Consider the following 14643-nt stretch of genomic DNA (forward strand, 5'->3'; position numbering starts at 1 on the left):
CGCATCGCCCACCGAGGCATAGGCTCTCGACATGTCGCCGAAGTCGACCATCACCGCGGTTCCCCGCCCCTCCCCGGACTTCACGGACCGCGCCTATTGGGCGGGGACGATCAAGATGGCCTTGAGCCGCTTCTTCGTCCTGCAGGTCCTGCATGATGGCCCGGCGCATGGCTACGACATCGCCCGCGCGGTGGAGCGCACCACGAATGGCTGCTGCTCGCCCTCGGAAGGAGCCCTCTACCCGACACTCCGCGAGTTCGAGCAGGGGGGCTATCTGACCTCGGACACCCAGGTCGTCTCCGGCCGCGAGCGGAAGGTCTATACGCTGACCGCGAAGGGGCGCGAAGCCTTCCGGGTTGGCTTGGCGGCCTGGATGGACGCGACCAGCGCCTTGCTGGAGACCGGCCGCACGGCCGAGATTCGCGCGGGCAAGGAGGGCAACTGCTCGTGCTGAGATCCCTTTGCCAGGATACATCGCCCAGCTAGGTATCTAGCTGGAACGGAGGAGGCGACATGAGCTCGTGCTGCACAAAGAGCCGGAGCCCGGCGGCGCAGCCCACCGGTCAGGGCAAGCTTTCCTCGCTGCCGGTGGTCGTCATCGGTGGTGGCCCGGTCGGCCTCGCCGCCGCAGCGCATCTCCTTGAGCGCGGGCTGGTGCCCCTTGTCCTTGAGGCTGAATCATCGGTTGGGGCGGCCCCGCTGGCCTGGGGTCATGTGCACATGTTCTCGCCCTGGCGTTACAATATCGACAAGGCCGCGCGCTCCCTACTGGAGCGCCACGGGTGGACGGCGCCCGACCCGGAGGCGTTCCCGGCTGGCCGTGACCTCGTCCACCGCTACCTCGCGCCACTCGCCGCCCTGCCGGAGATCGCCGGGTGCCTGCGCCTCAATACGCGGGTCACCGGCATTGCCCGGTTCCACACAGGCAAGGTCCGGGACGCCGGGCGCGAGCAACAGGCCTTCGAGGTGCGCTTCGAAACCGCAGAGGGGAAGGCGGGGCGCCAGCTGGCCCGCGCGGTCATCGTCGCCTCGGGCAGCTGGGGCAACCCCAGCCCTGCCGGTTCCTCCGGCCTGCCGGCCATCGGAGAGCGCGAGGCGGCCGGCCAGATCCGCTACGGCATGCCCGATGTCCTCGGTCCGGAGCGGAGCCGATACGCCGGACGGCGGGTCCTTGTCGTCGGCTCAGGCCACTCGGCCATTGGCACCCTGATCGACCTCGCCTTACTCACCGAGCGGGCGCCGGGAACGTCCGTCCTCTGGGCGGCGCGCAGCGCGGACCTGACGCGGACTTATGGCGGCGGCGCGGCGGACCAGCTTCCGCAGCGCGGCGCGCTTGGCCAGCGGCTGCGGCACCTGGTCGGAACCGGCAAGGTCGAGCTGCTGGCCCCGTTCTCCGTGGACGAAATCCGGCGCGGTGCCGATGGATGCCTGCAGGTGCTGAGCCTGGAGGGTCGGGTGGTGGAGACCGATGAAATGGTGGTGGCGACCGGCCTGCGGCCCGATCTCCGAATCCTGAGCGAGGTGCGGCTGGACCTCGATCCCGCCCTCGACTGCCCGCGCATCCTGGCGCCGCTCATCGACCCGAACCTGCATTCCTGCGGCACGGTCCGCCCGCATGGCGCCGAGGAATTGGCACAGCCGGACACGGGCCTGTTCCTTGCCGGGATGGCTTCCTACGGACGCGCCCCGACTTTCCTGTTGGCAACCGGCTACGAGCAGGTGCGCTCCATTGCCGCCTTCCTCGCGGGAGATATCGAGGCGGCACGCCGGGTGGAACTCGACCTGCCGCAGACCGGCGTGTGCAGCGCCAGCCGCACGCTCCCAGACACGCCCGATGCAAACGCCTGCTGCGGGACGGAAACGCCGCAGGGCATCTGCTGCCCGCCAAAGCCGGAACTGGCAAAGGAAGCGCCCTGCTGCGGCGCCACGGCCGAGCGCGACACCGTCCAGCCCGAGCCAGCGAAATGAACCAGCTGGTGCTGGAGGACATCCCGGCGGCCGCCCCCGCCCGCCCCTCGCGGCCGTTGGTCGTCTCCGCGATTGGCGTGGCCCAGATCCTCGCCTGGGGCTCGTCCTACTATCTGCTGGCTGTTCTCGCCGGCCCCGTCGCGGCCGATACCGGCTGGTCCCTGTCATGGATCATGGGGGCCCTCTCGGTTGGGATGCTGGTCTCGGGGCTGGCCTCACCGCGCATCGGCCATCTGATCGACCGCCATGGCGGGCGCCCGGTCCTGGCAGCAAGCGCCGTGCTGCTGGCGCTCGGCCTGATCATGCTCGGCCTTGCGCCCAATCTTCCGGTCTTCGTGGCGGCCTGGGCCGTCATGGGCCTGGGCATGGGGACCGGGCTCTACGATCCCGCCTTCTCGGCGCTGGGCCGTCTTTATGGTGAGGACGCCCGCAGCGCCATCACCCATGTCACCCTTTTCGGCGGCTTCGCGAGCACGGTCTGCTGGCCCCTCAGCGCCCTCTTGGTCGACCAGCTCGGCTGGCGCGGTACCTGCCTGACTTACGCCGCCATCCACCTTATTGTCGTACTGCCGCTTTACCTGGCTGGTGTTCCCCGCGAGGCGCGGCGAGAGCCGGAAGTGCCCACCGGCGCCATGGCTCCGGCGGGCCAGGTGCGACCCGAGCACCGTTTCGCCTTCATCCTGCTTGCCGCCGGTTTCACCTTGGCATCCGTCGTCATGACCGTGGTGTCCGTCCACCTGCTCACCCTGCTGCAATCGCGCGGGGTTGCGCTGACCGCTGCGGTCGCGCTCGGCGCCCTGATCGGGCCCAGCCAGGTCGGTGCGCGGGTGCTGGAGATGGTCTTCGGCCGGAAGGCGCATCCGATCTGGAGCCTTCTGGCCTCCACCATTCTGGTGGCAGCCGGCCTCGGCATGCTTGTGGGCGATGTCACCGCCGCCGCGGCCGGCATCATTCTTTACGGCGCCGGTAGCGGTATCCGCTCGATCGCACGGGGAACGGTTCCCTTGGCGCTGTTTGGCCGGGAAGGCTACGCGATTCTGATGGGCCGTATCGCCATGCCGACACTCGTGGCGCAGGCGGCGTCACCCGCCATCGGTGCCTGGCTGCTGGACAGGTTCGGCCCGACGACGACGCTCACCGTCCTGTTTGGGGGCGCGGTCCTGAACATCCTGCTCGTCATCATTCTCCTGCCAAGCGCACGCCAGCGCCCTGCCCGCTGACCACGCAGCGGCGACGGCCGGACCATAGAGTGAGCCGGCGCAGCCTCCTGCGGGCGCTTATATCAACTGCCCTGGTTGGATGACCGCTCCACCGCTCACGAGCGGACGCAGTTGCGGCCGCTTTGGGCGCAGGCTTGATGGCGTGGTCTGGCCGAAAGCGGAACGTCCGCTTTCGAGCCGCGTCCAGAGGGGAGCGGACGTTGCCCTAAATGGCATCCTGGGGGATCCCGACTCAAAGCAGCCATTGGCTCGTCGGAGGTGCAATGACCGCTACTGGCGATTACGCGTATCGCTGCATGAGGGCTAACCCTTGGCGGTTGCGAACTCTCTCGCGGCCTCAAGGAAGGCACGGAACGCGGCGGGGGGGTTCTTCCTGCCCGGGTAATAGAGCGAGAGCGGCGCCAATGGTGGCGTCCAGTCATCGAGCACGGACACCAGCCGGCCCACCGAGAGGTCCTCGCGAACATCCGCCTCCATCACGTACCCAAGTCCGATGCCATCCAGCGCGGCAATCCGGACCAGGCTCGGTTCGTCGAGGGTGATGGACCCCTGAACGTCGATCTGCACGGCATTACCCTCCTTCTCGAAACGCCATCGGAACAAGGCGTTGTTCGGAAGACGCGCCCGGATACAGCGGAACCGGTAAAGATCGCCCGGAACGACGGGACGGCCGTGTGTACGGAGGAATTCCGGCGAGGCGACGACCGCGTGCCGGCGCGGTAACCCGAGCGAAACGGCGATCATGTCGCTTGGCACAAGGTCCGCCGGCCTCAAGCCCATGTCGAAGCCAGCGGCGACGATGTCGACGAGGCGCCCCTCCGTGACGAGGTCGATATGCACCTGCGGGTAGCGCCGCAGGAACGACAAGACGAGGGGGGTCATCACCTCCCGCGCCGCCGATGCAAAGGTATTGATGCGCAAGGTCCCCGTGGGTGTCTCCTGGAGTGACTGCGCGGCCAGCATGGCGTCGTGGATGTCCGTCATCGCCGGCCCGACCCGCTCGACAAAGGCCCTTCCCGCATCGGTCAGGGAAACGCTCCGCGTTGTCCGGTTGAAGAGGCGGATCCCCAGGCGCTCCTCAAGCTTGGCGATGGCGTTGCTCAAGGCCGTCGTTGACATGCCGAGTTCGAGCGCCGCCGCCCGAAACGAGCTCTGTCGGGCGATGCTGAGGACCGCATCCAGATCAGCAAGAAAAGACCGGGCCATAATCCATCTTTTCGAAACTCCACGTTCACTTTTATCCTGATTATCGCAGCAATCGTCCAGGCTTAGATCAGTCCCCGTTGGCCCCGCAGAGGGTCGTGCCCGCAGCCGGCAGGGCTGCCGGACAACCTGGAAAACAAGAATGACTGTCCAACTGCCGAGAGGCATCCAAGCCTATTTCGACGCTGACCGAGATGGCGGCCCCGAAGCTGTCGCTGCCGCTTTCACGGAGAGCGGCATCGTAAAGGACAAGGGCAAGACCCACAGGGGCCGTGATGCCATCCGCAGTTGGATGGCTGAGGCCGCCCAGCAGTACAGCTACACGATGAACCCCTTCCTCATCGCTACCGAGAACGGGAAGACCCAGGTGACGGCTCACGTCGTCGGCGACTTCCCGGGAAGCCCGGTCGATCTGCGTTTCCTCTTCCTCCTTGCGGGCGACAAGATCGCCGAGCTGGAGATCACCGTATGACCCCGTTCGTCACCCTGCAGGGGCGTCGGGCCCTCATCACCGGCGGTACTCTCGGTGCCGGCGCCGCAACCGTGGCTCTCTTCCAGGCGCTCGGTGCCCGTGTGCTGACCACCGCGCGCACGAAGCCGGCGGCCTTCTCGGCCGGTGCCTTCGTCGAAGCCGACCTGACCACCGAGGCCGGGGTGCAGGCCGTCGTCGAAGCGGTGCATCGCGAACTCGGCGGGCTCGATATCCTCGTCAACATGCTGGGCGGCTCTTCCGCACCTGCGGGCGGCTTTGCAGCGTTGACGGAGGCGGAATGGCAGAAGGAGTTCAACCTGAACTTCTTCCCGGCGGTCCGCCTCGATCGTGCTCTGATCCCCGGCATGGTGGCTCAGGGAAGCGGCGTCGTCATCCACGTCACCTCGATCCAGAACCGCCTGCCGCTCCCGGAGGCGACGACCGGCTACGCTTCGGCCAAGGCCGCCCTCAACACCTACAGCAAGAGCATCTCCAAGGAGGTCTCTCCGAAGGGCGTGCGGGTGGTACGGGTCTCTCCCGGCTGGATCGCCAGCCCAGACTCCAATGGCCTGGCCCTCCGCATCGCCAGGGAAGCCGGCATCGACTACGCCGACGCGATACAGGTGATCATGAAGTCGCTCGGCGGCATACCGCTGGGACGACCGGCTGCGCCGCAAGAGGTCGCGGACCTGATCGCCTTCCTTGCTTCGGATCGAGCGACCTCCATCACCGGGACGGAGCATGTGATCGACGGGGGCACTGTTCCCACCGCGTGAGAAGCCGGTGCGCGCAATACAGGGCGCGTCCGATCCCCGACCTTCCACCCGACATCACGAGCATCGAGGAGATCACCATGAACTTGATCAGGAGGAGGAGTCTTGCCGCTGCCGCGGCGTCAGCTCTTTCCACGGCGTCGGCCGTTCAGGCACAGAGCCAGCCTGCATCGCCACGCGCGGTTCACAACGTGGTGCTGGTGCACGGCGCCTTCGCCGATGGTTCCGGCTGGCGCGGGGTCCATGACGTCCTGACGGCACGGGGCTACAAGGTCACTATTGTCCAGAACCCCCTGACGTCGCTTGCGGACGACGTCGCAGCGACCCGCCGTGTGCTCGACCTGCAGCCTGGGCCAACCATCCTCGTCGGCCACTCGTGGGGCGGCACGGTGATCACCGAGGCCGGCGTGCACCCCAACGTCGCCGGGCTGGTCTACGTATCGGCCCTGTCACCGGATGCGGGTGAGACGACCTCCCAGCTGTATGAAGGCTTCGCGCCTACCCCCGACTTCGTCATCAACACCCGTCCCGATGGATACGGCTTCATCAAGCCCGATACCTTCAAGGCCGGGTTCGCACACGATGCCCCCGATGCCGATGCCGCCTTCCTGCGGGACTCGCAGGTCCCGATCAACATGTCGGCGTTCGGTACCAGGCTGGAGAACGCCGCCTGGCGTTCGAAGCCTAGCTGGGCGGTGATCGCGACTGAGGACAAAGCCTTCGACCTGGCGATGCTTCGGCACATGGCCAAGAGGATGGGCGCCACGGTGACTGAAATCGCCGCAAGCCACGCTGTGTTCATGACGCAGCCGGTCGTCGTCTCGGACACCATCGATGCAGCGGCGCAGAGGCTCGACATGGTCGCAGCAGATTGAGTTCCGGACCACGGTGGCCACAGCTTGGACTGTGGCTACCTAGCTCTCGTGCAGGCGCCGCAATTGGCTGCTTCCGGTGCTGAGAGCCACCTATAGTGCCCAGCATTCCGTCCACTCTCCAGCCCATTCCCGATGTACACCGTCCTAACAGCGACGTCCGGTCTCGGGAGGGCGACCATCTCCTGCAGATGGCCGACTTGGGCGCGAAGCCGCCGATCCTGCTGTGCCGGATGAATGACCGCTTCCTGTCCAGAACCGGACCTTGTTGGGTGGAAATTGACGGGACGGGACCGGTCATTGGCCAGGGCGGTTGGTACCAGGCCATGAGGAGGTGATAGCCCCCATATCAGGCGATTCAGCATCGATGGCCGCCCTCTTCTACATGTTCGGAGGGTTCATCTTCTGAGGGCCGGACCACGGCCCAGATCAGGGATTCATTTGAGACGGAGTGCCCCGCCTCAAACCGCACAAATCACCAAAGGGCGGGTGCGGCCGGGCCGCTCGTCAGCGGAAGGCCATCTTGGCGCTGGGGCCGCCGACCGTAGCGATGCCGAGTGCGTCCATGGTCACATCGAAATCCATCAACATCTCATCCGTGCCCTTGGAGCGTGGGGCAAAGCCGAGATAGCCGCTGATGGAACGCCAGGGGGCCAGGCCGGCACCGACGATCTGATCATACAGATTGCTCGGCGTGTCCGTGCCGCTGACCTCCGGCGAACGGATGACACCTGCGGCATAGCAGGCGCGCGAGGCATGGGTGGAGCAGTTGTTGCCCACCAGGCCGAAGCCGTCGGCCTTGGCCCGCATGGAAATCCAGGCATCGCGGAAGGCCTTGGCCCGCGTCGGGCCCACCTGCATGATCAAGACGGTGGAGATGCAGGGCGTGGCGCGCGCATTCGCGATGTTGACGTAATGCGGCCGGCTGCCCGCGAAGCCGGAGAAGGTGGAGACAAAGCCCTTCCCGCTGAAAAAGGCGAATTCCCCAAAATACCCAACCGGTGCGCCGGTCGAGAGAATGCAGTCGCTGTGGCCACCGGCCTCCGTCGCCGCCTCGGAATGAGAGGCCTTGAAGCGAACGACATAGGCGATCGTCCCCGCGTCAAAGGAGAGTTTCGTGATGGGCAAGTCTGCTAATCCCGATTCTACATCGGAATGTTCTACCGCCCTCCGAAACGAATTCAAGCGATCGCGATCGGATCCACCTCATCTACCCGAGGCGATAGGTTACCGGGTCTCAGCGATTCTCCCCGGGTTGCCAGAGCGGATCCTGGCCCATGTTCAGGCTGCGGGCGAGGACGAAAAGATGGTCCGACAAGCGATTGAGGTAGCGCACCACATCGCTGTTCACCGCCTCCGCAGCGGCAAGTGTCACCGCCGCGCGCTCCGCCCGCCGCACCAGGGTGCGCGCCAGATGGGCATGTGCCGCAGCGGGCGTGCCGCCAGGCAGAACGAAGGAGCGGAGTGGCGGAAGCTCGGCATTCATCGCCGCCAGTTCCTGCTCCAACCGCAGGCACTGCGCGGCTGAAATCCGAAGCCCCCCTTCCCCACCCGGCACCGACAGATCGGCGCCAAGGTCGAACAGGTCGTTCTGGATGCGCGCGAGCATCGCATCCTCCTCCTGCGCCGTATGCAGGCGCAGGAGACCGATCGCGGCATTCGCCTCATCCACGGTGCCCAATGCTTCGATGCGCGGTGCATCCTTCGGCACGCGCTTGCCGTCGCCGAGCGAGGTCTGCCCGGTATCGCCGCCACGGGTGGTAATCACGTCCAACTTGACCATGGGCTTCCCTATTCCATCCGGAACACGACGCGGTAGTCCCGGTTGCCCCAGACCGGCACGCCATCCCGCAGGGCGGGCACGAAGCGGCAGCGTCGGATGCCACGCTGCGCCGCCTCGTCCAGCGCGGCGACGCCGCTGGATTCCATCACCCGCGCCGCCACCACCCGCCCGTCATCCGAGACGCGCAGCCGCAACCCCACCGCCCCGGTGATGCCGCGCGTCCGTTCCTCATAGGGATATCCGATCACGTCCTGGCAACCCGGCTGAGGGGCGCCGACACTGCGGCTTTCGCCGGGGCTGCCGCCGAGGCCGGCCCCTAGCCTGATGCCGCCTATGGGGGCGGGTGCCTCCGCCATCCGAATGGGTGGCGCTGGAGGTGGGGCGGCCGGCGGCGGCATGGGCAGGGGCGGCAGTTCAGCGGTCCGGGGCGGCGGAGCAGGCGCGGCCGCGCGGGGGGCCGGCTCCGGGGCCGGACGATGCAGGGCAGGCACAGCCGAAGGCTGGGCGGGGGGCGCCGGCGAAGCAGGCGCCGTTGTCGGCGGCAGGGGTGCGGCCGGCGGTGCCTGTGGTGCGGGTGCCTCGGCCGGGGCTGGCGGCAAAGCAGGCGGCGCGGGTGAGGCGAGTTCGTTGGAAGCCGGGGGATCAGGTTGCGGCATGGGCCCATCCGCAGCCTCGGCGGGCAGGTCCGGCGACAGTTCCGGCGCGCCCTCCGCGGCCCCGACCGGTCCCTCCCAGACGAGTGGCGTGCCCTCGATAATCTTTGGCTCCGGCGGGGTTTCCCGCGGCAGGCCAAGAATAAGGGCGGCCAGGGCCGCCCCATGCAACACGGCCGCCGCCCAGCGGGGCCAGGTTTCGCGCCGTACCCGGTGCGGCCGGACCCGCCAGGCCGGGCTGGCCGTTGGCGCAAAGGACCAGGCCGCGCCGCTCAAGGGTCGTGCGTCACAGCACCAGCACCCCGCTGTGCTTCGCCTTTCCTTCCGGCTCCACATGGATGCTGATGACGGCGTTCCCGAGCTCCTCCTTCAGTGCCGCCTCGATCCGGTCGCAGATCTCATGCGCCTCCGACACCGGCATGGCACCGGGAACGACCAGGTGGAACTCGACGAAGGTGATACGCCCGGCGCGGCGGGTGCGGAGGTCATGCGCCTCGATGGCTCCCGCAGCCTCGGACGAGACCAGGTTGCGGATCTGCGACAGTTCCTCAGGTCTCACGGCCTCGTCCATCAGCCCGCCAACGCTCTCCCGCAGCAGCCGCGCGCCGGAGAAGAGAATCATCACCGCCGAGACCCCGGCCAGCAGCGGATCAAGCCAGAGCAGGCCGGTGACCGTGACCAACCCGACGCCGATGATGACGCCCGCGGAAGTCACGACATCCGACATAAGATAATGTGAATCCGCGACCAGCGCGGGCGAACTGAGCCGTTTCCCCCGCCTTCGCAGGACGGTGGCCCAGATGCCATTTATCACCGTAGCGGCGGCCGAGAGGGCCAGGCCCAAAACCGGCTGGTCCGGCACGCGCAGCCGGAACCAAGCCTGATACACCTCCTGCAGAATCATGGAGGCGGCGACGAGGATCAGCGTCCCCTCCAGCACCGCCGAGAAATACTCGACCTTGGCATGGCCATAGGGGTGGTTCTCGTCCGCCGGCATGGCGGAGTAGCGGACGGCAGCCAGGGCAGCGGAGGCGGCGGCGACATTCACCACCGTCTCCAGCATATCGGCAAAGAGAGCCGTGCTGCCCGTCAGCCACCATGCCGCCCCCTTGAGGGCGAGCACGGACAGGCCAACGCCAAGGCTAGTCCAGGCGGTGCGTTCAGTCGGGCTCATCCGGCCCGACATAGCCCGCCCACCCCTAGACCGAGAAGTACTTCGCGCCGGGGTGGTGCAGCACGATCGCGGAGGTGGATTGCTCAGGATGCAATTGCCATTCGTCCGAGATTGAGACGCCGATCCGGTCCGCCCTCAGCAGGCGCAGCAGCGGCTCCTGGTCCTCCAGCTTCGGACAGGCCGGGTAGCCGAAGGAGTAGCGGCCGCCCCGGTAGCCCTGGGACAGCATCTTCTCCATGTCCCGCTCATCCTCGCCCGCATAGCCCCATTCGGCGCGGATGCGCTTGTGGACGTATTCCGCCATGCCCTCGGCCATCTCCACGGAAAGGCCGTGCAGGTAGAGGTAATCCTGATAGCGGTTCTCCTCGAACCACTCCCGTGCCATGTCGCTGGCCTTCTGGCCGACGGTGACGACCTGAAGGCCAATCACGTCCCGCTTCTCCGGCCCGTCATCCACGTCACGCACGAAATCGGCGATGCAGTCGCCATCGGCCTTGGGCTGGCGCGGCAGGGTGAAGCGCGCGGCCTCGGTGACGCCATCCTCCTCAAAGAGGATGAGATCGTTCCCCTGGCCCGCGCATTTCCAATAGCCATAGATTGCCTGCGGCTTGAGGATGTCCTTCTCCTCCGCCAACGTGAGCATCCGGCGCAGCACCGGGCGCAGCTCCTGTTTCGCCCAGCCGATGAAATCCTCCAGGGACCGGCCCTGCTTCCGGAAGCCCCACTGGAATTGATACAGGCTGCGCTCGTTGATGAAGGGCACGATGGCCTTGGGCGGGGCCTCCACCACCCTCGCGCCCCAGAAGGGCGGCGTGGGCACAGGCTCATTGGCCGTCAGGCGGCGGCGGCGCTCCTGGGCATAGCCGACCTCCACCGGCGCGAAGCCGCGTGCATCGGCGACACCAAGCGTGCGGCGCTCATTCTTGCCCTTGCCGACGCGGCGGGCCTGGAGGGCGGCGAGATAGTCGTCGAAGCCATTGCCCATCACCTTGTCCATCAGGTGCAGGCCATCGAAGGCATCACGCGCATAGGCGACGCGCCCGCAGGCATAAGCCTTGACGCAATCATCCTCGACATAGTTCCGCGTCAGCGCCGCACCTCCGAGCATGACCGGAATATCCACGCCCTGGCGCGACATCTCCTCGAGGTTCTCGCGCATCACCACGGTGGACTTCACCAGCAGGCCAGACATGCCGATGGCATTGGCCTTATGCTCCTTCGCGGCGGCGACGATGTCCTGCAGCGGTACCTTGATACCGAGATTGACGACCTTGTAGCCGTTATTGGTCAGGATGATGTCGACCAAGTTCTTACCGATGTCGTGCACATCGCCCTTCACCGTGCCCAGCACGATGGTGCCTTTCTCCTGGCCCTCCACGCGCTCCATATACGGCTCGAGATAGGCCACGGCCGCCTTCATGGTCTCGGCGGATTGCAGCACGAAGGGAAGCTGCATCTTGCCGGCGCCAAAGAGCTCGCCCACCACCTTCATCCCGTCCAGCAGGATGTCGTTGATGATGGAAAGGGGCGTGATGCCCTTGGCCAGCGCATCGGCCAACTCGTCATCGAGGCCCTTGCGGTCGCCATCGACGATGCGGTCCTTCAGGCGGCCCTCCACTGTCTCGGCCTTCGCCCGCTTCGCGCTGTCCGCGGCCTTGCGTCCGGCGAAGAGTTCCAGCAGGGCCTGGAGCGGGTCGTAGCCTTCCGCCCGGCGGTCGAAGATCAGGTCCTCCGCCACCTTCACCTCCTCCGCGGGGATCAGGTGCAGCGGCTTGATCTTGGAAACATGCACGATTGCCCCCGTCATGCCCGCCTTCACGGCATGGTCGAGGAACACGCTGTTCAGCACATGCCGCGCGGCCGGGTTCAGGCCGAAAGAAATGTTGGAGAGGCCGAGGATAATCTGGATGTCCGGGAATTCCTCCCGGATCATGCGGATGCCCTCCAGCGTCCAGAGGCCGAGCTTGCGATCGTCCTCGTTGCCCGTGGCGATGGTGAAAGTCAGCGGGTCGATCATCAGGTCGCTCTGCGGCAACCCGTATTTGTTGCAAGCGAAGTCCACCAGGCGCCGCGCAATGCGCAGCTTGTCCTCGGCGGTCTTGGCCATGCCCACCTCGTCAATGGTCAGGGCGATCACGGCGGCGCCGAACTTCTTCGCCAGGATCATGCGATCTGTCGCATGGCCCTCGCCATCCTCGAAATTGATCGAGTTGATGATGGGCTTGCCGCCATGCAGCTTCAGCGCGGCCTCGATCACCGGCGTCTCGGTGGAGTCGATCACGAGCGGTGCGTTCACGGATGAGGTGAAACGGGTGATGACCTCGTTCATCTCGGCCATCTCGTCACGGCCAACGAAGGCGGTGCAGACATCGAGAGAGTTAGAGCCCTCGCCCACCTGCTCACGCCCAATCGCGACGCAGCCGTCCCAGTCATGCGCCGCCTGCCGCTCGCGCCAGGCCTTGGAGCCGTTCGCATTGCAGCGCTCGCCGATGGAGAAATACGCATTCTCCTGCCTCAGCGCGACGGCGCCATAGAGGCTGGCGACGGAAGGCACCCAGACCGGCTTGCGCGCGACCGGTGCCGGGCGGTGGCTGGCACCACCCAGCTTCCGCAGCATCGCGTCCAACCCCTGGATATGCGGGATGGAAGTGCCGCAGCAGCCACCAATGAGGTTCAGCCCGTCCTCGGTGACGAAGCGCTCCATCCAGCTCGCCATCTCCTGGGCGGAGAGCGGATAATGCGTCTTGCCATCCACCAGCTCCGGCAGGCCCGCATTGGGCTGGCAGGAGATCAGGCCGCGCCAGTTCTGGGAGAGCCAGCGCACATGCTCCGCCATCTCCTGCGGGCCAGTGGCGCAGTTCAGGCCGATCAGCGGCACGTCCAGCGCATCGATCACCGTCGCGGCGGCGGCAATGTCGGGCCCGACCAGCAGCGTGCCGGTCGTCTCCACCGTCACCTGCACGAAGATGGGAATATCCGACTTGGCCTCGGCAATGGCGCGCTTGGCGGCGTTCACCGCCGCCTTGATGAAGAGCGTGTCCTGGTTCGTCTCGGTCAGGATCGCATCCGCGCCGCCCTCAATCAGGCCACGGCACTGTTCGGTCAGCGCCTCTTCCAGCGCGTCATAGGTGATGTGGCCCAGGCTCGGCAGGCGCGTGCCCGGGCCGATATCGCCGATCACCCAGCGCGGGCGGCCATCGGAGAAACCCTCGCTCGCCTCGCGCGCCAGTTCCACGGCGCGGCGGTTGATCTCCCGCGCACGGTCCTGAAGATCGAATTCGCCCAGCGTCACGGGGCTGCCGCCGAAGGAATTGGTCAGCACCATATCGGCACCGGCCTCGAAGTAACCGCGATGGATCTCGCGCACGAGGTCGGGGCGCGAAAGGTTCAGCACCTCCGTGCAGTTCTCCTGCCCCCAGTAGTCCTTCTCGACATCCAGGTTCAGGGCCTGCACGCGGCTGCCCATGGCGCCGTCGCAAAGCAGCACGCGGTCACGCAGCGCGTCGAGCAAATGCGGTCGGGACATGATCTTCACTCTTTCAGGCGGGCTGCACCGCGGTCGCGCGATGCGCGGACCACAGGCGAACATTCAGGGGGCCGGCGACAGTGACCGGCGGGGAGAGGGAACAGCCAGCATCGCCAAGCCAGCCGGCCATTTGGGCATCATCGAAGCCGGGCCAGCGATGGGCCTGGCGCTCCAGCAGATCGGCACGGCCATGGGCGGCCAGATCAACCACCAGCAGCACGCCATCCGGGGAAAGCACGCGCGCCGCCTCGGCCAGGGCGGCAGCGGGATCCTCGGCATAATGCAGCACCATCTGGAGCGTCACAGCATCGAAGCCGCCATCGGGGAAGGGCAGACGGTACATATCGGCCTGCCGCACGGCGCAGCGCGGGGCCAGGCCACGCTCGGCCAGGCGGCCGCGGGCCAGGGCCAGCATGTCGCGGCTGGCATCCACACCGAGGGCGACGTCGCAGCGGTCAGCCACCAACTCCAGCAACTGGCCGGTGCCGGAGCCGATATCCAGCAGCCGGCCGATCCGGGCAGGCAGCGTTGCCAGCACCGCCGCTTCTATGGCGGCGGCCGGAAGACCGAGCGCGCTCATCTCATCCCAGTCCGCACCGGCACTCCGGAAGGCTTCGGAGGCCGCGCGCACGCGTTCCGCTCCCAGCCGTGCCGCCAACCGCCGATCGGCGGCCAGCAGCGGATCATCCTCCGGCAGCCGGGCCAGGATGGCACGCGCCAGATCCGCCCGGGGGGCGAGAGAGAAATAGACGTTGGACCCTTCCGGCGAGCGCTCCAGCAACCCCGCTTCCACCAGGAGCTTCAGATGACGGGAGAGGCGTGGCTGGGACTGGCCGAGGGCCGCACAAAGGTCAGTGACACAGAGGGCTCCCCGGGCGCAAAGCGCAAGCAGCCGCAGCCGGGTCGGCTCGGCGGCTGCACGAAGCTGGGCCAGGGTCTCTTCCATGGCCTTGCACATGACATAACGATATCTTTATGTCTATCGGAAAGGAGCATCCC

13 protein-coding genes are annotated in these 14643 nt (G+C 66.9%); 6 read left to right on the forward strand and 7 right to left on the reverse strand.

Translation table 11 applies throughout. The features are described 5' to 3' along the window. Nucleotides 1-31: 31 nt before the first annotated feature. From ACO1BU_RS07605 to ACO1BU_RS07615, 3 genes are read left to right on the forward strand one after another with little or no spacing between them, the layout of a single operon-like run. Nucleotides 32-454 carry a PadR family transcriptional regulator gene (locus ACO1BU_RS07605; RefSeq protein ID WP_424135311.1) on the forward strand — a complete coding sequence of 141 codons (423 nt, stop codon included), beginning with the start codon at nt 32-34 and terminating at the stop codon, nt 452-454. 59 nt (nt 455-513) lie between these two features. Next, nucleotides 514-1968, forward strand: a complete 1455-nt coding sequence (locus ACO1BU_RS07610) for an NAD(P)-binding domain-containing protein (RefSeq protein ID WP_424135312.1) — start codon at nt 514-516, stop codon at nt 1966-1968. After that, the gene (locus tag ACO1BU_RS07615; RefSeq protein ID WP_424135313.1) at nt 1965-3188 is read left to right on the forward strand and encodes an MFS transporter; all 1224 of its coding nucleotides are present in this window, start codon (nt 1965-1967) and stop codon (nt 3186-3188) included. Before ACO1BU_RS07610 ends, ACO1BU_RS07615 begins: the two co-directional genes overlap by 4 nt. A gap of 303 nt (nt 3189-3491) precedes the next feature. On the opposite strand, the gene ACO1BU_RS07620 is transcribed toward ACO1BU_RS07615, so the two are convergent. After that, a complete protein-coding gene (locus ACO1BU_RS07620; RefSeq protein WP_424135314.1) occupies nt 3492-4559 on the reverse strand; it encodes a LysR family transcriptional regulator in 1068 nt (355 codons plus the stop codon). Between ACO1BU_RS07620 and ACO1BU_RS07625 the strand changes: the two genes are divergently transcribed. From ACO1BU_RS07625 to ACO1BU_RS07635, 3 genes are all read left to right on the forward strand, one after another. Then, nucleotides 4534-4863 carry a nuclear transport factor 2 family protein gene (locus tag ACO1BU_RS07625; protein WP_424135315.1) on the forward strand — a complete coding sequence of 110 codons (330 nt, stop codon included), beginning with the start codon at nt 4534-4536 and terminating at the stop codon, nt 4861-4863. The genes ACO1BU_RS07620 and ACO1BU_RS07625 overlap by 26 nt on opposite strands. Continuing rightward, the gene (locus ACO1BU_RS07630) at nt 4860-5639 is read left to right on the forward strand and encodes an SDR family oxidoreductase (protein WP_424135316.1); all 780 of its coding nucleotides are present in this window, start codon (nt 4860-4862) and stop codon (nt 5637-5639) included. Before ACO1BU_RS07625 ends, ACO1BU_RS07630 begins: the two co-directional genes overlap by 4 nt. 77 nt (nt 5640-5716) lie before the next feature. Further along, entirely contained in the window at nt 5717-6511 is a 795-nt protein-coding gene (locus tag ACO1BU_RS07635) for an alpha/beta fold hydrolase (RefSeq protein ID WP_424135317.1), read from the forward strand. A 504-nt stretch (nt 6512-7015) separates the two neighbouring features. Here the strand turns inward: ACO1BU_RS07635 and ACO1BU_RS07640 are convergent. From ACO1BU_RS07640 to ACO1BU_RS07665, 6 genes are all read right to left on the reverse strand, one after another. Further along, entirely contained in the window at nt 7016-7636 is a 621-nt protein-coding gene (locus ACO1BU_RS07640; protein WP_424135318.1) for a hypothetical protein, read from the reverse strand. A 109-nt stretch (nt 7637-7745) separates the two neighbouring features. Further along, a complete protein-coding gene (locus ACO1BU_RS07645; protein ID WP_424135319.1) occupies nt 7746-8291 on the reverse strand; it encodes a cob(I)yrinic acid a,c-diamide adenosyltransferase in 546 nt (181 codons plus the stop codon). Between the two features lie 8 nt (nt 8292-8299). Further along, nucleotides 8300-9220, reverse strand: a complete 921-nt coding sequence (locus ACO1BU_RS07650) for an energy transducer TonB (protein ID WP_424135320.1) — start codon at nt 9218-9220, stop codon at nt 8300-8302. 10 nt (nt 9221-9230) lie between these two features. Beyond that, nucleotides 9231-10118 carry a cation diffusion facilitator family transporter gene (locus ACO1BU_RS07655; RefSeq protein WP_424135321.1) on the reverse strand — a complete coding sequence of 296 codons (888 nt, stop codon included), beginning with the start codon at nt 10116-10118 and terminating at the stop codon, nt 9231-9233. Nucleotides 10119-10143: 25 nt separating this feature from the next. Then, nucleotides 10144-13644 (reverse strand): methionine synthase, encoded by a 3501-nt coding sequence (gene metH, locus ACO1BU_RS07660; RefSeq protein ID WP_424135322.1) that lies wholly within the window; start codon nt 13642-13644, stop codon nt 10144-10146. 13 nt (nt 13645-13657) lie between these two features. Beyond that, a complete protein-coding gene (locus ACO1BU_RS07665; RefSeq protein WP_424135323.1) occupies nt 13658-14590 on the reverse strand; it encodes an ArsR/SmtB family transcription factor in 933 nt (310 codons plus the stop codon). Nucleotides 14591-14643 lie beyond the last annotated feature (53 nt).

The sequence above is a fragment of the Roseomonas chloroacetimidivorans genome (assembly GCF_049629625.1).
Lineage (GTDB): Bacteria > Pseudomonadota > Alphaproteobacteria > Acetobacterales > Acetobacteraceae > Roseomonas > Roseomonas chloroacetimidivorans.